The organism is Streptomyces sp. NBC_00075 (genome assembly GCF_045041225.1).
GTDB lineage: Bacteria > Actinomycetota > Actinomycetes > Streptomycetales > Streptomycetaceae > Streptomyces > Streptomyces adonidis.
The window spans coordinates 1,257,502-1,277,784 of the sequence record NZ_CP108243.1 but is presented as its reverse complement, the minus strand read 5'-3'; the positions used below and the strand labels follow the sequence as shown (position 1 = coordinate 1,277,784).

The window sequence follows — 20,283 nt, the reverse complement described above, 5'->3', positions numbered from 1 at the left end:
ACTGTGAGTGGCCGCCGGGCGACACAGGGCCGTTTTTTCGGCTCTCGACGCGCGATCCCCAGGTCCCGACGCACCAGTACGAGGACGAAGATGTCTCACCTCCGAGCACCGGCCCCCCGCGCAGACCGCCGTGAGGGCGGGCGGCACGGTCGGCCGGTCGCCCGTTCCGTCCCCTCGCTGCCCGAGACCCACATACGGCCCCAGCTCATGCGGCTCGCCGTGCTGCCGCCGCTCGCGGTCGCCCTCAGCGCCTGCGCCGCCGTCCTGTTCATCGTCCGCTCCGCCGGGGTGCGGCCCACCCTCACCCTGTTCGCCGTGCTCGCCGGCGCGTTCGCGGTCGCCCTCGGGGGCATCGTGATCGCACTGGTGGCCGCCGACCGCGCCGCCAGATCCGTGCACGAACGCCTCGCCGCCCTGCGCCGCACCAGCGCCCGCGGCGAGGCCGACCTGCGCGCCCTCGTCGAGGCGCTGCGGCGCGGGGACGCACCGCCGGCCCGCAGGACACGCGGTGTGCCCGCGGCCGACGCCGACGACTTCGAACTCCTCGGCGCCGACCTCGCCCGTGCCCACGACGGTGCCGTCACCGCCGTCGTCCAGGCCTCGCAGCTCTCCAGCCAGGCGGGCAGCGAACAGAAGGTCGAGGTCTTCGTCAACCTCGCCCGGCGCCTCCAGTCGCTCGTGCACCGCGAGATCTCCATCCTCGACGAGCTGGAACACGAGATCGAGGACCCCGACCTTCTCAAGGGCCTCTTCCACGTCGACCACCTCGCGACCCGCATCCGGCGGCACGCCGAGAACCTCGCCGTGCTCGGCGGCGCCGTCTCCCGCCGCCAGTGGAGCAACCCGGTCTCCATGACGGAGGTGCTCCGCTCGGCCATCGCGGAGGTCGAGCAGTACTCGCGGGTCAAACTCGTGCCCCCGATCGACGGCACCCTGCGCGGCCACGCCGTCGCCGACGTCATCCACCTCCTCGCCGAACTCGTCGAGAACGCCACCGTGTTCTCCGCCCCGCACACCCAAGTGCTGCTGCGCGCCAACCTCGTCACCTCGGGGCTCGCCGTCGAGGTCGAGGACCGCGGCCTCGGCATGCCCGTGGGCGAACAGCACAAGATGAACACGCTGCTCACCGACCCCGACCAGGTCAATGTCGCCAGCCTGCTCCAGGACGGCCGCATCGGACTCTTCGTGGTCTCCCAGCTGGCCCGCAGGCACGGCATCCACGTCCGCCTCCAGACCAACATCTACGGCGGTGTGCAGGCCGTACTCGTCGTGCCGCAGGGGCTGTTGGGCACGGACACGCCTCCGGGCGGATCCGGGGGCGTACCGCAGTCCCGACCCCAGGACCCGGCTCAGCCCCCTGTCCAGGAGACCGGCGGCATGCGTCGGGTGGCCGAGCCACCCCGGCAGCGTCCGTCGGCCGCCGGCCAAGAGGGACGGCCGTCGGCGCCCGGAACCCCCGGACCTGGTACACCGTCCGCCGGTTCGACGCGCCGACGCCCGGAGGCGGCCCGGCCAGCCGCACCGGCGCCGAACGGCCGGGGCCCGGTGCCGCTGCCCGTACGCGGGGCCCAGGGGGAGCGGCCCAACCCCGCGGAGGCGATGCCCGGCATCCGACCCGACGACCGGCGGACCGTCGCGGACAACGTGGCCGCGCCGACCGCTCCCCGGAACGGCGCCGTGCGCGGCACCATGGGCAAGCCCCAGCTGCCCCGCCGCCGCGCCCAGGAACACATCGCGCCCCAGCTGCGCGGCGGCCCGGCGGCGCCCCGCCCCGAGGGCGAACTCGTCGGACACGACCCCGGCCTCATGGCCGCCTTCCAGCGCGGCATCGGGCTCGCCGAGGCGCGCCAGCTGGAGCCCGGCTACACGGACCCGGCCATCGCCGCGATGGAGAGGGAGTACGCGGCTGCGTACGGGGAACCGGCCGCCAGGCCGTCCGCGCCCACGGAACCGACGTACGCGGAGCCCCCGCGCCCCGCCGCGCCGGACGCCGTACCCCTGGAGCCGCTGTCCAGGGAGCGGGTCTCCATGCGGCCGACCGGCCCCGACACCCCTCCGCCGCCCTCCGCCGCGGGCCGTATCGACGACGTACCGTCCCCGGACCCGTCCCACATAGCCGAGGTGCACCGACTGCGCGCGCCCGGACACGACCTGGACCTCACTGCCCGGCACGACGGGAGCGCACCGGCCGGATGACCACCCCCCGCTGTTCCACCCCTGCCCCCACCTCCAGCGCTCCCGCAGACCTTCGTACCCCAAGGAGTCGATCCACCATGGCGAGCGATGTGCCGACCGGCCATGTATCCGATCTCGACTGGCTGATGAGCGGCCTCGTCCAGCGCGTACCGCACACCACGAGCGCGGTACTCCTGTCCTGCGACGGACTCGTGAAGTCCGTCCACGGCCTCGACCCGGACAGCGCCGACCACATGGCCGCACTGGCCTCCGGTCTCTACTCCCTCGGACGCAGCGCGGGCGTCCGGTTCGGGGACGGCGGTGAGGTCCGGCAGGTCGTCGTCGAACTCGACTCGACCCTCCTGTTCGTCACCACTGCCGGCTCCGGCACCTGTCTCGCCGTGCTGGCCGGCCGCGAGGCCGACGCCGCCGTGCTCGGCTACGAGATGGCGATGCTGGTCAAGAGCGTCCGCCCCTACCTGATGACCGCGCCCCGGCAGTCCGCCGAACCCTCGGCGATGAGGCCTTGAGCGTGACGGCGGCCGGCGACGGGCCCTGGCTCGACGACGCGGCCGGACGGCTCGTGCGCCCCTACACCGTCAGCAACGGCCGGACCCGGCCGACCACCGCCCTCGACCTCATGTCCCAGGTGATGGCCACCGGGAACACCCCGCTCGGCTACCTCGGCCCCGAACACGCCCAGGCGATCGACCTCTGCCGGGTGCCCGTCTCGGTCGCCGAGGTGGCCGCCCATCTGAAACTGCCGGCGGCCGTCACCAAGGTGTTGCTGTCCGACCTCGTCGACTGCGGGGCACTCACGACGAAACCGCCCGAGTTCTACCACAACCCCACTGACCGGTCTCTTCTGGAGGCAGTGCTCGATGGACTACGACGACAGCTCTGATCCCTTCCCCACCGCATTGAAGATCCTGGTGGCGGGAGGATTCGGAGTCGGCAAGACGACCCTCGTCGGCGCGGTGAGCGAGATCGCGCCGCTCAGCACGGAGGAACTGCTCACCACGGTCAGCGCCTCGACCGACAGTCTCGAAGGCATCGAGAACAAGGTCGAGACCACCGTGGCGATGGACTTCGGCCGTATCACCCTGGACCCCGAACACGTCCTCTATCTGTTCGGTACGCCCGGACAGGAACGGTTCTGGTTCATGTGGGACGAACTGTCCGAGGGCGCGCTCGGCGCGGTCATCCTGGCCGACACCCGGCGCCTGGAGGACTGCTTCGCGGCCGTCGACTTCTTCGAACAGCGCGGCCTCGGCTTCATCGTGGCGATCAACGAGTTCGACGGCTCGTACCGCTACGACCCCGAGGAGGTGCGCGCCGCGATCGATCTCGACCCCGACATCCCGATCGTGCGCTGCGACGCCCGGATCTCCAGTTCGGGGGTACAGACCCTGCTCACCCTCGTACGGCATCTGCTCGCCCACGCGCCCGCGCCCGCACCCACCGCCCACAGTGAGGGAGCCCGCCCATGAGCTACGACCCGCCGCGCCCGGCCGGTCGTCTGCTGCTGACTCCCGAGGACAAGGACGCCCCCGCCCGCATCCGCCGACTGCGTGGACTCGGCCTCGGGGAACGGCCCGAGCCCGCCCTGGACGCCTTCGCGGACCGCCTCGCGGAGCTGGTCGGCGCGCCCTACGCGATGGTCAACTTCATCGGCGAGGAACGGCAGTTCTTCGCCGGGCTCCATGTTCCGGCCGACACCGGCACTTCCGGACGGACCGGCGCCGACTCCGACGAGGAGAAGCCGCGCGTGGGCCGGCGGCTGCCGCGCGACCACGGGTTCTGCCCGCACGTCGTGGTCCGGCGCAAGGCGCTCGTCCTGGAGGACGTCCGCGACTATCCGCGGTTCGCGGGCAACCCGGTCGTCGACGAGTTCGGCATCCGCTCGTATCTGGGCGCGCCGCTGATCGACTCCACGGGCATGGCGCTGGGCACGGTGTGCGCCGCCGACCTCGAACCGCGCCCCTGGGGGAGGGCGGGGCTGGAGACCATCAAGGCGATGGCGGCGGAGCTGGTCGGGCAGCTGGCGCCCGGGTAGGGCCTGTCCCGGCGCGGGACGTCCGCGTCACACGGAGACCGTCTCGCCGTCCGGGAACATGATCAGGGCACGGCCCTCCTCCGTCACCGCGCACGACACCGCCTCGCGCAGGGCCTGCGGATGCACCGCGTCCCGGGTCAGCGCGACCAGGGTCACGAACAGCCTGCTCGCGCCCGGGGATTCGGCCGCGCGCTGGAGGTACGGCGTCGCCGAGTGCGGGCCGAAGGCGTTCGCGTCGACCTCGCGGGCCACGCCCGTCGCCTCGTCCCAGCCGTGCAGCGCGACGACCACACTGGTCAGCCCGGCGCCGTTACGGGTCAGGGCCCAGCCGTCGCCCCGCTCGGCCTCGGGCAGGGCGGTGTCGGCCACCGCGTAACCGCCCTCCCGGACCGAAGCCTCGGCCGGTGCCTGGACGCGGTGCACGCGGATCTCCCAGGAGCCGTGCAGCACGCTCGTCGACTCGACCCGGAACTCTCCTTCCACGCCGGGGAGTTCGGCCTCGTACCGGGAGGCGGCGACCTTCCCCGAGCAGTGCAGCGGAAGGATTCTGCACCTCCGTGACGCCGTGCCGTCGGGGGCGAGCAGCGCCAGGTGGCCGTCCACGTTCCGCTGCCAGGCCACCGCGCCCGTCTCCGGTGCGGTGGCGGTCGAGTAGCCGAACTTGGCGTAGTGCGGGTCGTCGGCGGCGGGTCCCTCCATCGGGTTGTGGTCGCTGCCGTGGTTGACGAGCCGCACGATGCCGTCGTGCCGCGTGCCGTGCAGCAGCCAGCCCGGTCCCGGGAGCGCCGTGTACTGGTCGGACTCCTCGACGGGCAGCGGGCGTTCGGGTGCCGTCCACACCAGGTGCTCCGGGGGCAGCAGCAGGCCCAGGAAGGCCATGCTCGACCAGTACGGCGATCCGGGCCCCGAATACGCCTGGGTCGCCGGCAGGAACGTGCCGTACCAGCCCAGCGGCAGCAGCCCGCGCTCGTCGGGCACCCCGCGCTCCACGAAGTGCGCCACCGCGCCCGAGGCCAGCCGCCGGGTCAGCCCCGGGGCCAGGGGAGTGCACTCGGCGAGGGCGCCCAGCCAGACGGGGGCGGTCGCGGCGAAACGGTACGTCAGGGAGCGGCCCTGGTGGACGGGGGCGCCGTCCGCCCCGAAGAACTGGGGGTAGGAGGCGAGGAACTGGGCCAGCCGGCGACGGTGGACCCGGCCGCGCCCGCCGTCCTCGCCGCCCGTCATCCGGCACCACAGCAGCGGATAGAGGTGCAGCGCCCAGCCGACGTAGTAGTCGAACGTACGGCCGTCTCCGTCGCTGTACCAGCCGCCGCCGACATACCAGTCGTCGAGCCGGTCGAGGCCGCCGTCGATGTCCTCCTGGCGGTGCGGCGCGCCCACGGAGGCCAGGAACTGTTCGGCGACGACCTGGCACAGCCGCCCGCTGTCGTCCCGGGTGCGGCGGCCCACGAACCCCCACAGCCAGTCGACGATCCGCTCCTGGACGTCCACGTCGAGCCGGTCCCAGATCCAGGGGCGGGTCTCGTGCAGCCCGATGGCGATCGAGGCCGCTTCGTTCATGGGCTGGGAGCGGTCGGTGAGTTCGGGCCAGGCCTCGCCGCTGTCACGGTCCGTGCCCGTTGTCAGACCCTGCGCGTAGCGTTCCACGAGACGTGAATCCACGTCGCCCGCCGCCCCCGCGATCCGGAAGGAGGCCAGCAGGAACGACCGAGCGAAACCCTCGAGACCGTCCGACACCACGCCCGCCGAGGAGTTCCGGCCCGGCAGCCGGTACTGCGCGAGACCCGGCGTCGCATGGGGGACCAGCGCCTCCAACTGCCGGTCGGCGAGCGCCTCCCAGTGTGCCCGGGTCCAGCCGGTGAACAGCGACAGGACCCGGTCGTTGGGCGGGAGCGCCAAGTGCGGTGCGGGCATGTCGGTTCCTGACTCCTTCATCGGCTTTGCACATGAGCGGGTTCACATATGAGTTCGCGCGGTCTCTCGGAAGGGATACGGCTGCTGGTTCCGGTCGGATCAACGGCTGCGCGCCGGGCGTGAAGGAAAGCTGCGGCGGCGCTTAAGAAAACCTCGATGGACCCGGGAGTCGCCGTACGGCAGATTTCACCTCGCGTTCTCGTCGGTCTGGCCGTCGATGCCATCCCTCTCCCCGGCACGGGCTGCTTCGGTGTGCCCTGCCCCGGGGTTCTACCCACAGGAGCCGTTGCGTTGAAGGCGCTCGTCAAGGAGAAGGCGGAGCCCGGGCTGTGGCTCGTGGACGTACCGGAACCGGCCGTCGGCCCCGGTGACGTACTGATCAAGGTGCTGAGAACCGGCATCTGCGGCACCGACCTGCACATACGGGCCTGGGACGGCTGGGCACGGCAGGCGATCCGTACGCCGCTCGTCGTCGGGCACGAGTTCGTCGGCGAGGTCGTCGGGACCGGGCGCGATGTCACCGACATCGCTGTCGGCGACCGGGTCAGCGGCGAGGGACACCTGGTGTGCGGCCGGTGCCGCAACTGCCTCGCCGGGCGCCGCCATCTGTGCCGGGCCACGGTGGGGCTCGGAGTCGGCCGGGACGGTGCCTTCGCGGAGTACGTGGTGCTGCCCGCCGCCAACGTGTGGGTGCACCGGGTGCCCGTGGACCTCGACGTGGCGGCGATCTTCGACCCCTTCGGCAACGCCGTGCACACCGCGCTGTCGTTTCCGCTGGTCGGCGAGGACGTCCTGATCACCGGGGCCGGTCCGATCGGGCTGATGGCGGCGGCGGTGGCCCGGCACGCGGGGGCGCGGAACGTCGTCGTCACCGACGTCAGCGAGGAACGGCTGGAACTGGCGCGCAAGATCGGCGCGAGCCTGGCGCTGAACGTCTCCGGCGCGACCGTCGCCGACGGCCAGCGCGCCCTCGGCCTGCGCGAGGGCTTCGACATCGGCCTGGAGATGTCCGGCCACCCCGAGGCGCTGCGCGACATGATCGCCAACATGACGCACGGCGGACGCATAGCCATGCTGGGCCTGCCGTCCGAGGAGTTCCCGGTCGACTGGGCCCGGATCGTCACCTCCATGATCACCATCAAGGGCATCTACGGCCGTGAGATGTTCGAGACCTGGTACGCGATGTCGGTGCTCCTTGAGGGCGGCCTCGACCTCACCCCGGTCATCACCGGCCGGTACGACATCGGCGACCACGAGGCCGCCTTCGCGGACGCGGCGAGCGGCCGGGGCGGCAAGGTCATCCTCGACTGGACCGCGTAAGTCACCTGCATCTTTAGGAGCTTTGGCATGTTCGACTCCGTGCGCGACGACCTGCGCGCCACCCTCGACGAGATCCGCGCCGCCGGGCTGCACAAGCCCGAGCGCGTCATCGGCAGCCCGCAGTCCGCGACCGTCGCCGTCACCTCGGGCGGGCGCCCCGGTGAGGTCCTCAACTTCTGCGCCAACAACTACCTCGGCCTCGCCGACCACCCCGAGGTCGTGGCCGCCGCCCACGAGGCCCTCGACCGCTGGGGCTACGGCATGGCCTCCGTGCGCTTCATCTGCGGTACGCGGGAGGTGCACAAGGAGCTGGAGGCCCGTCTTTCGGCGTTCCTCGGACAGGAGGACACGATCCTCTACTCCTCCTGCTTCGACGCCAACGGAGGCGTCTTCGAGACCCTCCTCGACGCCGAGGACGCGGTGATCTCCGACGCCCTCAACCACGCCTCGATCATCGACGGCATCCGCCTGTCCAAGGCCCGCCGCTTCCGCTACGCCAACCGTGATCTCGCCGATCTGGAACGGCAGTTGAAGGACGCGTCCGACGCACGGCGCCGTCTGATCGTCACCGACGGTGTGTTCTCCATGGACGGATACGTGGCACCCCTCGGCGAGATCTGCGACCTCGCCGACCGCTACGACGCGATGGTCATGGTCGACGACTCGCACGCCGTCGGCTTCGTCGGCCCCGGCGGCCGGGGCACCCCCGAACTGCACGGCGTCATGGACCGCGTGGACATCATCACGGGCACGCTGGGCAAGGCGCTGGGCGGAGCCTCCGGGGGTTACGTGGCCGCCCGTGCCGAGATCGTCGCACTCCTGCGTCAGCGCTCCCGCCCGTACCTGTTCTCGAACACGCTTGCCCCGGTGATCGCCGCCGCCTCCCTGAAGGTGCTCGACCTGCTGGAGTCGGCGGACGACCTGCGGACCCGGCTCGCCGAGAACACCGCCCTGTTCCGCCGCCGGATGACCGAGGAGGGCTTCGACGTCCTCCCCGGCGACCACGCCATCGCGCCCGTGATGATCGGCGACGCCACGAAGGCCGGCCGTCTGGCGGAGCTGCTGCTGGAGCGCGGTGTGTACGTGATCGGCTTCTCGTACCCGGTCGTGCCGCAGGGCAAGGCCCGGATCCGCGTCCAGCTGTCGGCGGCGCACTCCATCGAGGACGTGAACCGGGCGGTCGACGCCTTTGTCGCGGCTCGGGCGGAGCTGGAGGGCTGAGCGGATCGCCCCGGACATACGGTTCCGGACGTACTGGATAATCGATCGCATGATCGAAGCGCGGCGGCTCCACATCCTCCGTGCGGTGGCGGACCACCGTACGGTGACGGCGGCTGCCGCCGCGCTGTACCTCACCCCCTCCGCCGTCTCCCAGCAGCTGGCCGCCCTGGAACAGGAGACCGGCCACCGTCTGGTGGAGCGCGGTGCCAAGGGCGTACGGCTGACCGCGGCCGGCGAGATCCTGCTCGCGCACACCAACGTCGTCCTCGCCCAGCTGGAGCGCGCCGAGGCCGAGCTGGCCGCGTACGACTCGGGTGCAGCGGGCACGGTCACCGTCGCCGCCTTCGCGACAGGCATCGCCCTGGTCGTCGCCCCCGCCCTGGCCCGCCTCGCCGGGACCGCCCCCGGCATCCGGATCCGCGTCCAGGACGCCGAGGGCGACGCCAGCCTGCCGATGGTGCTCGACCGGCAGGTCGACGTCGCGGTGGCCGTCGAGTACCGGGGAGCGCCGCCCGCCGACGACCCCCGCCTCACCCACGTCCCGCTCTACGCCGAGCCCTTCGACGCGGTCGTCCCGGTCACCCACCGCCTGGCCGACGCCCGGGAGGTGCCGCTCGCCGAACTCGCCAAGGACTCGTGGATCGGCCCCTACCCCGGCAATCCCTGCCATGAGGTGGTCGTCCTGGCCTGCGAGAACGCCGGTTTCCGCCCCCGCCTCGAACACTCCTCCGACGACTTCCGCGCGGTCGTCGCCCTCGCCTCGGCCGACGCGGGCGTGGCTCTCGTACCGCGCTCGGCCCTGCGCGGCATGGACCTGACGGGCGTGGTCGTGTGCCCGGTCGACGGGGTCGCTCCCACGCGGCGGGTCTTCGCGGCGGTACGCAGGGGAGCGGAGGAACACCCGCTGATCCGCCCGGTGTTGGAGGCGCTCGGCGCGGCGGCGCAGGGGTAGGGGTCCGTCCGGGGGATCGGGTCGCGGACGCGGGCTTGCTGCCGCCGATGGGCGGGGCTGTCGTCGGTTGCCGGCTTGCCCCGCGCTCGGCGCCGCGGCGCAGGGGTAGGGACCGGTCCGGCGGTTCGGGTCGGGGACGCGAGGCTGCCCCGCCGATCGGCGGCGCTGCCGGGGGTTGTCGGTATGCCCCGCGTTCGGCGTGCTGGCGTAGGGGTAGGGACACCGGTCCGGCGGTTCGGGTCGCGGACGCGAGTTTGCCCCGTCGATCGGCGGCCGGCGGCGCTGCCGGGGGTTGTCGGCTTGCCCCGCGTTCGGTGTGGCTGCCGGCGGTTGCCCGCTCGCGCCGCGCTCGACCTGGCTCGCGCGGGACCGGCGTCGTGCTGCCCGCCGCGCAGGCGGCTGATGTCGGAGGCTCCGTCTTCTCCTGGTTCGACGCACCAGACCCGTTCACCGGCACCCCGAGTACACCCCGGCGCGGAGCGCGACGCACTCGCCGGGTGATTGTCAGTGGCATTGGCTACGGTGCGTTGCATGCCGGAAGCCGAAGACGTACGCCGTATCTCCCTCTCCCTGCCGGACACGACGGAGAAGATCGCCTGGGGCATGCCCACGTTCCGGGTCGCCGGGAAGATGTTCGCCACGCTGCCCGAGGACGAGACCTCCATCGCCGTGCGCTGCCCGAAGGAGGAGCGCGACGAACTGGTCCTGGCGGAGCCGGAGAAGTTCTGGATCGCAGACCACGAGGCGGGGTTCGCCTGGGTCAGGGTCCGCCTGGCCGCCCTGGAGGACGAGGACGAGCTGCGCGACATCCTCGCCGACTCCTGGCGCCAGGCGGCCCCGCCCCGACTGGTGGACGCCTACCCGGAGTTGGGGCCGCCAGGTGCCGGCTGAACCCGAACGGGGCGCTCAGGTACGTACGGAGGAGAGGTGCCCGGCCGCCACGAACACCTGGATCCGCTCCCGGAGCGTCCGTGCGTCGAGCCCGTGCGCGGTGATGTGCTCGTCGATCTCCCCGTACTTGCGGAGTTCGCGGCGGCCCACGCCCAGGCCCAGCACCCGGTGGGGCACATCGGCGAGCGCGTCGTTCACGACGGCCGTCGACGTGCCCGCGAGGTACGGCTCGACGAGGACGACGTCGGTGCCCGCCGCCTCCGTGGCCCGGCGCAACGCGGCCGTGTCGAAGGGCCGTACGGTCGTCGCGTACAGGACGGTGACGTCGAGCCCGTCCGTGGCGGCGAGTACCGCGTCGAGCATCGGTCCGACGGCGATCACGACACCGGAGCGGCCCTCGCGGAGGGTGAGGACCCGGGCGCCGTCGACCGGGAGCGCGTCCGCGTTGGACTGCACCGAGAGCCGTACGTACACCTTGTCGTCGCCCGCGGCGACCGCGTGCCGCAGCAGGGTCTCGGCCTCGTCGGGGTGCCCCGGCACATGGACGGTCCAGCCGTCCAGGGTGTCGAGGAGGGCCAGGTCACCCGGTGACATGTGCGTGAAGCCGCCCGCGGGCCAGTCGAAGGAGGCGGCGGCGCTCACCAGCACGGCGCCGGCGTCCTGGTGCCCGAGGTCCAGCTTGACCTGCTCGAAGGGCCGCTCGACGAGGAAGCTCGCGAAGGTGTGCACGACCGGGCGCATACCGGTGAGCGCCAGGCCCGCGCCCGCGGCGACGAGCAGCTGCTCACGGATGCCGACGTTGATCACCCGGTCGGGATGCCGGGCCCGTGTCTCCGTGAACCCGTCTGCTCCGATCTCGGCGAGTACGACGGCGATGCGCGGGTCCTCGTCGAGCAGCTGGGAGAGAACGGGGGCGAAGCGGTCACGCATGGTGTCCATGGGGAACAGTTCCTTTCGGGTTGGTTGGACTGGCAGCCGTACGTTCAGCCGGTCTTCGGTTCGACCCGCGCCACGACCATGTGCGGGCGGCCGGGATGCGGTGCCGTGAAGGCGGTGTACAGGGCCTCGTGGTCACGGCCGTCGACCGTTGCCGTGGACCAGCCCGCGGCCTCGAAGCGGGCGGCGATACCGCCGGGCCGGGCATGGCTGGCGGAGGAGTTGTCGACGACGACGGTGTGCAGCCGGTCGAGACCGGCGGGACCGGCGAAGGCGATCGCCTCGTGATTGCTGCCCTCGTCCAGTTCGGCGTCCCCGGTCAGCACCCACACCGCCGGCCCGTCCAGCCCCTGGGCGCGCAGCCCCAGTGCCGTACCGACGGCGATCGGCAGACCGTGCCCGAGCGAGCCGCTGCCGATCTCGGCCCCCGGCACCAGCACCCGGTCGGGGTGGTGGCCGAGGGGCGAGTCGTACGAGCCGAAGCCCGGCAGCCAGTCCACGGGCAGGAAGCCCTTGGCGGCGAGCACCGCGTAGTACGCCATGGGCCCGTGCCCCTTGGAGAGGAGGAACCGGTCCCGCTCGGGGTCCGTCACCCGGTCCGGGCCGACCCGCAGGACCCGGTCGTAGAGCACCCAGAGCACGTCCAGCGTGGAGGTCGCCGCCGGCCCGTGCTTCTCGTCGCCGGTCATCAGCCCCATGAGCTGGGACAACTCGGCGTAGTCGTACGTGTGACCGTGTGCCGTTGTGATCGTCATGCAGACGATCGTGCGACCTCGACCAAACTTGAGGTCAAGGGCCGGCGGCGTGGATACCAGCGCGAACAAAGGAGTGCGCGATCATCGGCCCGAGTGCGGTATTGTTTCCATGCGCGTTCGGCCAGGGGAAACCCCAGGTCAGACGGCACCGGGACGTGGCGCAGCTTGGTAGCGCACTTGACTGGGGGTCAAGGGGTCGCAGGTTCAAATCCTGTCGTCCCGACGGTGTGAGACGAAGGGTCTTCACAGGCGAGAGCTTGTGGGGGCCCTTTTTCGTGTGGGTTGGTTCCGATCTTCGAGGTTGCGCATGCCGCTGGCCACCGGCATTGTCCAGGTCAACGGTGGATGTTTTTAATTCCTCCTTTTCGGGAAACTCCACCGAATTCGCGATCGCTGCGGCCGTGTAGTTGACGTCGGCATGCTTCGGGTCTCCCTGAAGGGGATGTGGAAGCGGCGGTCATACCAGCCATCCGAGAACGCGATGCCCCTGTATGACGCCAATTCTTGTTCTCGCACATAAGGCGTAACTACGCTTCCAGCACCGCACTCCGGCGGCATGGGAAAAGGGGAATGGCCATCATGGATCGACTGGCTGGAAAAATCGCCTTCATCAGCGGAACGGGGGCCGGAATAGGACGGGCCGCTGCCCAGATATTCGCTGCGGAAGGGGCCACGGTATTCGGCTGCGACATCGATGCCGACTCCGCCGCCGAAACGGTCGCGCTCGTGGAGAAAGCCGGGGGCGCCATGAAGTCCCTCGCAGGCGTCGACCTGTCGACCGAGGGCGGTGCCCGGGAGTGGATCGAGGCCGGCATCGCCGCCTTCGGCGGTATCGACATCCTCTACAACAACGCCTCGGCGCTGCGGAACGGGCCGTTCGAGACGATGCCCGCCGAGGACTGGTACTTCACCATCAAGAACGAGCTCGACATCCCGTACTTCTGCACGCAGGCGGCCTGGCCGTACCTGATCGCCCGGGGCGGCGGCGCGGTTCTCAACGTCGCGTCGGTCGCCGCCGTGCGGGGCGCCCCGTTCATGCCGATGGTGCCGCACGGTGCCGCCAAGGGCGGGGTACTGGCGATGAGCAAGCACCTCTGTGCGGCCGGTGCCCCGCACCACATCCGCGTCAACACCGTCGCGCCCGGTATGACCCGCACCTCCGCGACCGCGCCCTTCCTCGATGACCCGAACGGGCCGAAAGCCCAGTTGGAGGCGCGGATCCCGGTAGGTCGGGTGGGGCAGCCGGAGGACATCGCACGCGCCGCGGCGTTCCTCTGCTCCGACGAGGCGGCCTTCGTCAACGGCGCCAACCTCATGGTCGACGGCGGCGACAGCGCGATGGCGGGGTGACCGGCCCGCACCCCGGAGCCGACGACGTGGGCGTCAACGTACGCGATCTTCCGCACAACAGGCATTTCGCGTCGCCACCGGCGAGTAGGTGCGGTGCGCCCCACGTGGAGCTTGAGGGGGCCTGCCTCCTTCCCCGGACGACGCACAAGGGGTTGGAGTGCACATACTCATGTCGCATGCCATGCATGCCGTGACGCGATTTCCGGCCGCTTCCGACCACGGACCGCGCTCGCTAGTGTGACGACACCGGAGCCGCCGATGCGGTCCCCAGAACCGAAGGAACGCCGCATGACCACCATCACGTTCGAGCCGGGCCGCCGCTGCGGCAGGCTCGCCGTGCGGTGCGTGCCGGTCGGGTCCGCTGCCACGCGGCGGCTCCTTTCCTTCCCCGACGGCCGTCGTCATGACGCGGGACCGTCCATGAGCGCTCTCGGCGGCTCGATGCCCACGCCGAGGGGCTGCAAGAAGGCTTCCACGGTGATGTACACGGGCCGGCCGTGCCGCCCGGCCCACGCGACGCCCAGCGCCCGTACGTTGCTGAGAGACGGGTCCCGCCCGGGGCCGGTCCACGGCCTCGCGCGTCACGCCTGACACGGCGTCACCGCACCCTTCACCTGCGCCACCCCGCCTTCTCCAGCGACGGTCGCGTCCCCCCGAACTCGGCGTCCCGACTGTTCGCCGTCGGCGACGGGCCGCCGGCGGGACCGGTGAACGGGCTGGTGACGACCGTCGGTGAGCTGCCCCGCGACGCGTATCGACACCCATGCCGAGCAGCGCCGCCCGCGCGTGCCCAGGGTGCTCGCTCCCGCCACGACGGCTTCGGCCACGGCCTTCGACCACAAGGGACGAGAAGAGAGGAGGGCGGCGCGTGGAAGTTCCGGCACTTCCACATCTGCACCGTCTTCCGCACGACCTGTCACCAGAACCGGGTCGAGTCCTCGATCCGCCGGCCGCCGCACCGGACGTTCGACGAAGCCTGGTCATACACCGACCGGCCCGCCTGACCAACCCCATCGCAGAGGAGTCGTACATGAGCGACACCGCCCGACTGACCGCCGAGCAGAAGATCCAGAAGGTCCTGGACATCCACGAGGTCCAGAACGTGATGAGCCGGCACGCCTACTACCACGGGCTCGGCAAGAACGCCGAGGAACTGGAGGCGATCTGGGTCAAGGAGACCCCGGAGCCCACCTTCGCGCAGAACCAGGGTTACTTCGTCGGCTACGAGTCCATCAACTACTACTACGGCGAGCTGTGCCGCATGATGCAGCGGGCCAACCTCAAGCTGCTGCGTCAGCACTACCCCGAACTGGCGGAGTCCGACGACAACCTGGGCGTCGGCACCCTGCTCATGCACCCGTTGACCACGCCGATCATCGAGATCGCCGGCGACGGAGAGACCGCCAAGGGCATGTGGTACTCCCCGGGCCAGGTCACCGAGATCATGCCGCCCGACTACAAGCCCGTCGCGCACTGGATCTGGGAGAAGTACGGCGTCGACCTCGTCCGCGAGAAGGGCCACTGGAAGATCTGGCACATGCACGTCTACACGGACTTCTTCACCCCGGTCGGCGAGAGCTGGGCGGATCTGACCGCCGAAGCGCCGATGGGCGTCGGCGGCCCTCCGGTGGAAATGCCGCGCCCCGACATCGAGGAGGAGACCTACAAGGTCTACAGCCACACCCAGTTGCCGCAGGACCTGCCACGCATGCCCGAGCCGTACCGCACCTTCAGCGAGACCTTCAGCTACTGACAGCACGTCAGACGTCGAAAGCAACGTACTGGAGGCCTTCGTGTCCCCTCTGCCTGCCACGCGGAACCGCCGTGCCCCGCTCGCCTGCGGCGATCCAGGAGGACTGCTGTGACCTCGCGCGTCACCTCACGCACCGTCCCGCGTCCTCCCGTGCGCCTGGAGCGCGTCGTCATCCGCTTCGCCGGCGACTCCGGCGACGGCATGCAACTCGCGGGCGACCGGCTGTCCGCCGACAGCGCCGCGTTCGGCAACGACCTGGCGACCCGCCCGGACTTCCCGGCCGAGATCCGCGCCCCGCAGGGCACGGCGGCGGGTGTCTCCTCGTTCCAGGTGCACTTCGCCGACTACGACATCCTCACTGCCGGCGACCGCCCCGACGTGCTCGTCGCCATGAACCCGGCGGCTCTCAGGGCAAACGCCGCCGACCTGCCGCCCGGCGCGACCGTGATCGTCAACACCGATGAGTTCACCCGCCGCAACCTGCAGCGCGCGGACTACGCGACGTCACCGCTGGAGGACGCGACCCTGAGCGGACGCGTCGTGCACCAGGTGCCCATGAGCAGCCTGACGCGTGGCGCGCTCGCCGACAGCGGTCTGTCCCGCAAGGACGCGGAGCGGGCGAAGAACATGTTCGCCTTGGGCCTGATCGCCTGGATGTACGGCCGCCCCACCGCCGGCACCGAGGCCTTCCTGCGGCGGAAGTTCGCCGACCGCCCGGAGGTGGCCGAGGCCAACGTCACCGCCTTCCGGACGGGCTGGAACTACGGTGAGACCACGGAGGCGTTCGCCACCACCTACGAGATCGCCCCCGCCGATCTGCCGCCCGGCACGTATCGGCAGATCACCGGCAACACCGCGCTCGCGCTCGGACTGACCGCCGCCGGACAGCGAGCGGGTCTTCCCGTGCTGCTCGGCAGCTACCCGATCACCCCGGCCTCCGACATCCTCCACGAACTCGCCCGGCACAAGGAGTTCGGCGTCCTCACCCTCCAGGCGGAGGACGAGATCGCCGGGATCGGAGCCGCCCTCGGCGCGGCCTTCGGCGGGGCGCTGGGAGTCACCTCCACCTCAGGGCCGGGGCTCGCCCTGAAGAGCGAGATCCTCGGCCTGGCGGTGATGACCGAGCTGCCACTGGTCGTGATCGACGTCCAGCGCGGCGGCCCGTCCACCGGACTGCCCACCAAGACCGAGCAGTCCGACCTGCTCCAGGCCATGCACGGCCGCAACGGTGAGGCCCCGCTGCCCGTCATCGCCCCGCGCTCGCCCGGCGACTGCTTCGACGCCGCTCTGGAAGCGGCCCGGATCGCGCTCGCCTACCGCACCCCGGTCCTGCTCCTGTCGGACGGAGCACTGGCCAACGGCTCCGAACCGTGGCGGATCCCGGAGCCCGACGACCTGCCGGACCTGCGCGTGGAATTCGCGACCGAGCCCAACGCCCCGGACGGGTCAGGGGCGTTCTGGCCGTATCTGCGCGACCGGACCACCCTGGCCCGGCCGTGGGCGATCCCGGGCACGCCGGGCCTGGAGCACCGCATCGGCGGCCTGGAGAAGTCCGACGGTCCGGGAACGATCTCCTACGACTCGGCCAACCACGAGCGCATGGTCCGGCTGCGCCAGGCGAAGGTCGACGGCGTGGACGTGCCCGACATCGAGGTCGAGGACCCCGACGGGCGGGCGGACGTCCTGGTGCTCGGCTGGGGTTCGACGTACGGGCCGATCGGTGCGGCCTGCCGCCGGGTGCGGGCGCGCGGACTGCCCGTGGCCCAGACCCATCTGCGGCATCTGCGGCCCTTCCCCGCCAATCTCGGCACGGTTCTGCGTGCCTACCGGCAGGTGGTGGTGCCCGAGATGAACCTCGGCCAGCTCGCCGGGCTCCTGCGCGCCGCGTACGGAGTGGATGTGGTCAGCCGTTCGAAGGTCACCGGCCAACCCTTCGGAGCCGAGGAACTCGCAGACGCCCTCGTGTCCGTGATCAAAGGAGAACCGGCATGACCACGACCGAGCTGGGCATGCCGGGCAGGCACGGCCTGGACGGCGTGCCCTCGGCCGACGGGCCGCAGGCCGCCAAGGACTACCGTTCGGACCAGGAAGTCCGCTGGTGCCCCGGCTGCGGGGACTACGCCGTACTGGCCGCGGTCCAGTCCTTTCTGCCCGAACTCGGACTGCGCCGCGAGAACATCGTCTTCATCTCGGGCATCGGCTGCTCGTCCCGCTTCCCGTACTACCTCGACACCTACGGAATGCACTCCGTGCACGGCCGCGCCCCCACCCTGGCCACCGGCCTCGCCGTCACCCGCCCGGATCTCAGCGTCTGGGTGGTCACGGGTGACGGTGACGCGCTGTCCATCGGGGGAAACCACCTCATCCACGCCCTGCGGCGCAACGTCAACCTGAAGATCCTGCTGTTCAACAACCGGATCTACGGACTGACCAAGGGCCAGTACTCACCCACCTCGGAACCCGGGACGGTCACCAGGTCGACCCCACTGGGCTCGGTCGACCACCCATTCAACCCGGTCTCGCTCGCCCTCGGCGCGGAGGCGACCTTCGTGGCCCGGGCCCTGGACTCCGACCGCGCGCAACTCACCGAGGTACTGAGGGCGGCGGCCGAACACAGGGGGACGGCCCTGGTGGAGATCTACCAGAACTGCCCGGTCTTCAACGACGGCGCCTTCGACGCCGTGAAGGATCCCCGGGAGCGCGTCCAACGGATCGTCCCGCTGTGCGACGGGGAGCCGGTGCGCTTCGGCGCCGAGGGGGAGTACGGCGTCACGCGCGACCCCCGTACCGGCGGACTGCGGGTGGCCCCGGTCGCCGAGACGGGCGAGGACGCCCTGGTCGTGCACGACGCCACGGCCGACGACCCCACGCAGGCGTTCGCCCTGTCCCGGCTGGACAGCGGGGGCCACGGCCCCGTCGTGCCTGTCGGGGTGTTCAGGGCGGCCCGGCGTCCCACCTACGACGACCTGGTACGGCAGCAGGCGGCGCTGAGCGGGGGCGGCGCCACCCTGCGGGACCTGCTGCGAGGCCGCGACGCCTGGACCGTGGAACCGGATCGGAGGAACACCCCATGACGTACGTCATCGCACAGCCCTGCGTGGACCTGAAGGACCGGGCATGCGTGGAGGAATGCCCCGTGGACTGCATCTACGAGGGCGAGCGCATGCTCTACATCCACCCGGAGGAATGCGTCGACTGCGGCGCCTGTGAACCCGTGTGCCCGGTCGAGGCGATCTTCTATTCCGAGGACATGCCGCCGGAGTGGACCGCATTCACCCACGCCGGTGAGGTCTTCTTCGCCGGCCTCGGCTCTCCAGGAGGTGCCTCCGCGACCGGCCCGATATCGGCGGACGCCCCGCTCGTCGCCGAATTTCCACCCAGAGACCAGCACATACCTCGTTGAGCCAGAGCCGACATTGAGGAGTTCATGGTGTTGAGGCGTACAGCGTTGTCCCTCATCGGATCATCCGTCCTGGTGGCCGCCACCGGCTGTGCCGGCTCGGGCACGGGCACGGGCGGATCCGGACAGAAAACCTTCACGATGTCCGCGTTCCCGACGGGAAATTCGATGGACCCGTGGAAGACCCAGCTGAGCCAGTACGTGGCAGCCGCTACGTACGACACGCTCACCCATATCGACGCCGACGGCACCGTGGTCCCGTGGCTGGCCACCTCATGGGATTACAGCGACGCCAAGACCTTGGTGATGGAGCTGCGCACCGATGTGGTCTTCACCGATGGCGCGAGCTTCGACGCGGAGACCGTCAAGGCCAATATCGAGTACGCCAAGTCGGTCACCCCGTCGAACGTGGCGGCGCAGCCCTACCTCTCATACATCCGGTCGGTCGACGTCGTGTCCAAGACCGAGGTGCGCTTCAACCTGACGGCTCCGCAGCCCGACCTGCCCTACGGGTTCTCCCAGCAGGCCGGCTGGATGGTGAGCCCCACCGCCCTCAAGAACCCCGCCGCGCTCGCCGACACAGCGGTCGGATCCGGCCCCTACGTCCTCGACAAGAGAGGCACGACGCCGAACAAGACCTACGCGTTCACCCGGAACGAGAACTACTGGGCGACGGCCGCCCAGTGGCCCCGCTTCGAAAAGCTGGTGGTGCAGCTGATGGCCGACCCCACTGCCACCGACAACGCGGCGCGCAGCGGCCAGATCGACTACACGATCGTGGCGGCGGGAACGGAGATCAGCGGGTGGAAGGTCGCCCAGGGCGCCGCAGCCGCCTTCTTCGGTTTCACGATCTTCGACACCGCCGGCGAGATCAACAAGCCGCTCGGTGATGTGCGCGTCCGGCAGGCCATGAACTACGCGATCGACCGGCAGACGATCCTCAAGTCCGTGCTCGACGGCCAAGGGGTCGCCAACGCCTCGACACCGTTCGGACCGGACAGTCTCGGCTACGGCCGGAGCATCGACAGCTACTACACCTACGACGTGGCCAAGGCCAAGCGGCTCCTGCGCCAGGCCGGCTACCCGAACGGGTTCTCGGTCAAGGTGCTGAACAACCCGCAGTGGGACCAGATGGCCCAGGCCCTCGCCGGCTATCTCCGCAAGGTCGGTATCGACGTGCAGCTCAGCAACCACGGTGACGACCTCGTGCAGCAGACCAACTCCGGCAAGTGGGCGATGGCCACGGGTCTCCTGTCGGTGACCGGGCTCCCCTACAGCGACTTCACCTTCACGATGACGAAGAGTTCCGCGATGAACCCGCTCGGCAACAGCAACCCGAAGGTGAATGCCCTGCTGGCGGAGGCCGTGTCAGCCGAAGGAGACGAGCAGAAGCGGTTGTACGCAGAGCTGGCCGAGTACGCCGCGGAGCAGGCGTGGTACGTGATCCCGGCGCTGAGCAGCCAGTTGCACGCCTACGACCCGGCCGTCGTCAAGGTGGTCGAGCCCGCTCGGGCCGGTGCACCGATGCTGTACCACTTGACGCCGGTCGGAGTTGAGTGA

General features: G+C 70.8%; 19 protein-coding genes and 1 tRNA gene. 17 read left to right on the top strand and 3 right to left on the bottom strand.

What is annotated here, in order from left to right; translation table 11 throughout:
- The first annotated feature begins 90 nt into the window (after positions 1 to 90).
- From OG787_RS05615 to OG787_RS05595, 5 genes are all read left to right on the top strand, one after another.
- On the top strand, positions 91 to 2,196 hold the full coding sequence (locus OG787_RS05615) for an ATP-binding protein (protein ID WP_369030962.1): 2,106 nt from the start codon (positions 91 to 93) through the stop codon (positions 2,194 to 2,196).
- A gap of 77 nt (positions 2,197 to 2,273) precedes the next feature.
- Positions 2,274 to 2,705: a roadblock/LC7 domain-containing protein gene (locus OG787_RS05610; RefSeq protein ID WP_105969869.1), complete on the top strand. Its 432-nt coding sequence runs from the start codon at positions 2,274 to 2,276 to the stop codon at positions 2,703 to 2,705.
- A gap of 2 nt (positions 2,706 to 2,707) precedes the next feature.
- Positions 2,708 to 3,079: a DUF742 domain-containing protein gene (locus OG787_RS05605; protein WP_235473460.1), complete on the top strand. Its 372-nt coding sequence runs from the start codon at positions 2,708 to 2,710 to the stop codon at positions 3,077 to 3,079.
- Positions 3,057 to 3,665 carry an ATP/GTP-binding protein gene (locus tag OG787_RS05600; RefSeq protein WP_369030961.1) on the top strand — a complete coding sequence of 203 codons (609 nt, stop codon included), beginning with the start codon at positions 3,057 to 3,059 and terminating at the stop codon, positions 3,663 to 3,665. The genes OG787_RS05605 and OG787_RS05600 overlap by 23 nt, the downstream gene beginning before the upstream one ends.
- Positions 3,662 to 4,231 (top strand): GAF domain-containing protein, encoded by a 570-nt coding sequence (locus OG787_RS05595; RefSeq protein ID WP_405534450.1) that lies wholly within the window; start codon positions 3,662 to 3,664, stop codon positions 4,229 to 4,231. The genes OG787_RS05600 and OG787_RS05595 overlap by 4 nt, the downstream gene beginning before the upstream one ends.
- Positions 4,232 to 4,258: 27 nt before the next feature.
- Here the strand turns inward: OG787_RS05595 and OG787_RS05590 are convergent, their stop codons facing one another.
- Entirely contained in the window at positions 4,259 to 6,145 is a 1,887-nt protein-coding gene (locus tag OG787_RS05590) for a DUF2264 domain-containing protein (RefSeq protein ID WP_405534449.1), read from the bottom strand.
- A 291-nt stretch (positions 6,146 to 6,436) separates the two neighbouring features.
- On the opposite strand from OG787_RS05590, the gene tdh reads away from it, so the two are divergent.
- The 4 genes from tdh (at position 6,437) to OG787_RS05570 (ending at position 10,529) form a co-directional block, all read left to right on the top strand.
- The gene (gene tdh, locus OG787_RS05585; RefSeq protein ID WP_369030958.1) at positions 6,437 to 7,465 is read left to right on the top strand and encodes an L-threonine 3-dehydrogenase; all 1,029 of its coding nucleotides are present in this window, start codon (positions 6,437 to 6,439) and stop codon (positions 7,463 to 7,465) included.
- 27 nt (positions 7,466 to 7,492) lie between these two features.
- Positions 7,493 to 8,686, top strand: a complete 1,194-nt coding sequence (locus tag OG787_RS05580; RefSeq protein WP_405534448.1) for a glycine C-acetyltransferase — start codon at positions 7,493 to 7,495, stop codon at positions 8,684 to 8,686.
- A 49-nt stretch (positions 8,687 to 8,735) separates the two neighbouring features.
- The gene (locus OG787_RS05575) at positions 8,736 to 9,638 is read left to right on the top strand and encodes a LysR family transcriptional regulator (protein ID WP_369030956.1); all 903 of its coding nucleotides are present in this window, start codon (positions 8,736 to 8,738) and stop codon (positions 9,636 to 9,638) included.
- A gap of 531 nt (positions 9,639 to 10,169) precedes the next feature.
- On the top strand, positions 10,170 to 10,529 hold the full coding sequence (locus OG787_RS05570; protein ID WP_369030955.1) for an MmcQ/YjbR family DNA-binding protein: 360 nt from the start codon (positions 10,170 to 10,172) through the stop codon (positions 10,527 to 10,529).
- 15 nt (positions 10,530 to 10,544) lie between these two features.
- Here the strand turns inward: OG787_RS05570 and OG787_RS05565 are convergent, their stop codons facing one another.
- Both OG787_RS05565 and OG787_RS05560 read right to left on the bottom strand, forming a co-directional pair.
- Positions 10,545 to 11,468: a transketolase family protein gene (locus tag OG787_RS05565; protein WP_405534447.1), complete on the bottom strand. Its 924-nt coding sequence runs from the start codon at positions 11,466 to 11,468 to the stop codon at positions 10,545 to 10,547.
- A 44-nt stretch (positions 11,469 to 11,512) separates the two neighbouring features.
- Positions 11,513 to 12,220 carry a transketolase gene (locus OG787_RS05560; RefSeq protein ID WP_405534446.1) on the bottom strand — a complete coding sequence of 236 codons (708 nt, stop codon included), beginning with the start codon at positions 12,218 to 12,220 and terminating at the stop codon, positions 11,513 to 11,515.
- 149 nt (positions 12,221 to 12,369) lie between these two features.
- Between OG787_RS05560 and OG787_RS05555 the strand changes: the two genes are divergently transcribed.
- The 8 genes from OG787_RS05555 (at position 12,370) to OG787_RS05520 (ending at position 20,283) form a co-directional block, all read left to right on the top strand.
- Positions 12,370 to 12,443: transfer RNA gene (locus OG787_RS05555), tRNA-Pro, on the top strand.
- A gap of 356 nt (positions 12,444 to 12,799) precedes the next feature.
- On the top strand, positions 12,800 to 13,570 hold the full coding sequence (locus OG787_RS05550) for an SDR family NAD(P)-dependent oxidoreductase (RefSeq protein ID WP_369030952.1): 771 nt from the start codon (positions 12,800 to 12,802) through the stop codon (positions 13,568 to 13,570).
- Between the two features lie 288 nt (positions 13,571 to 13,858).
- Complete coding sequence (locus OG787_RS05545) at positions 13,859 to 14,161, top strand: hypothetical protein (protein WP_369030951.1); 303 nt, start codon at positions 13,859 to 13,861, stop codon at positions 14,159 to 14,161.
- 439 nt (positions 14,162 to 14,600) lie between these two features.
- Positions 14,601 to 15,323: a nuclear transport factor 2 family protein gene (locus OG787_RS05540; RefSeq protein WP_369030950.1), complete on the top strand. Its 723-nt coding sequence runs from the start codon at positions 14,601 to 14,603 to the stop codon at positions 15,321 to 15,323.
- Positions 15,324 to 15,431: 108 nt separating this feature from the next.
- Positions 15,432 to 17,315, top strand: coding sequence for a 2-oxoacid:acceptor oxidoreductase subunit alpha (locus OG787_RS05535; RefSeq protein WP_369030949.1), 1,884 nt, complete (start codon positions 15,432 to 15,434; stop codon positions 17,313 to 17,315).
- Positions 17,312 to 18,397 carry a 2-oxoacid:ferredoxin oxidoreductase subunit beta gene (locus OG787_RS05530; RefSeq protein ID WP_405534445.1) on the top strand — a complete coding sequence of 362 codons (1,086 nt, stop codon included), beginning with the start codon at positions 17,312 to 17,314 and terminating at the stop codon, positions 18,395 to 18,397. The genes OG787_RS05535 and OG787_RS05530 overlap by 4 nt, the downstream gene beginning before the upstream one ends.
- Positions 18,394 to 18,726, top strand: coding sequence for a ferredoxin (gene fdxA, locus OG787_RS05525; RefSeq protein WP_369030948.1), 333 nt, complete (start codon positions 18,394 to 18,396; stop codon positions 18,724 to 18,726). Before OG787_RS05530 ends, fdxA begins: the two co-directional genes overlap by 4 nt.
- A gap of 30 nt (positions 18,727 to 18,756) precedes the next feature.
- Positions 18,757 to 20,283, top strand: coding sequence for an ABC transporter substrate-binding protein (locus OG787_RS05520; RefSeq protein ID WP_405534444.1), 1,527 nt, complete (start codon positions 18,757 to 18,759; stop codon positions 20,281 to 20,283).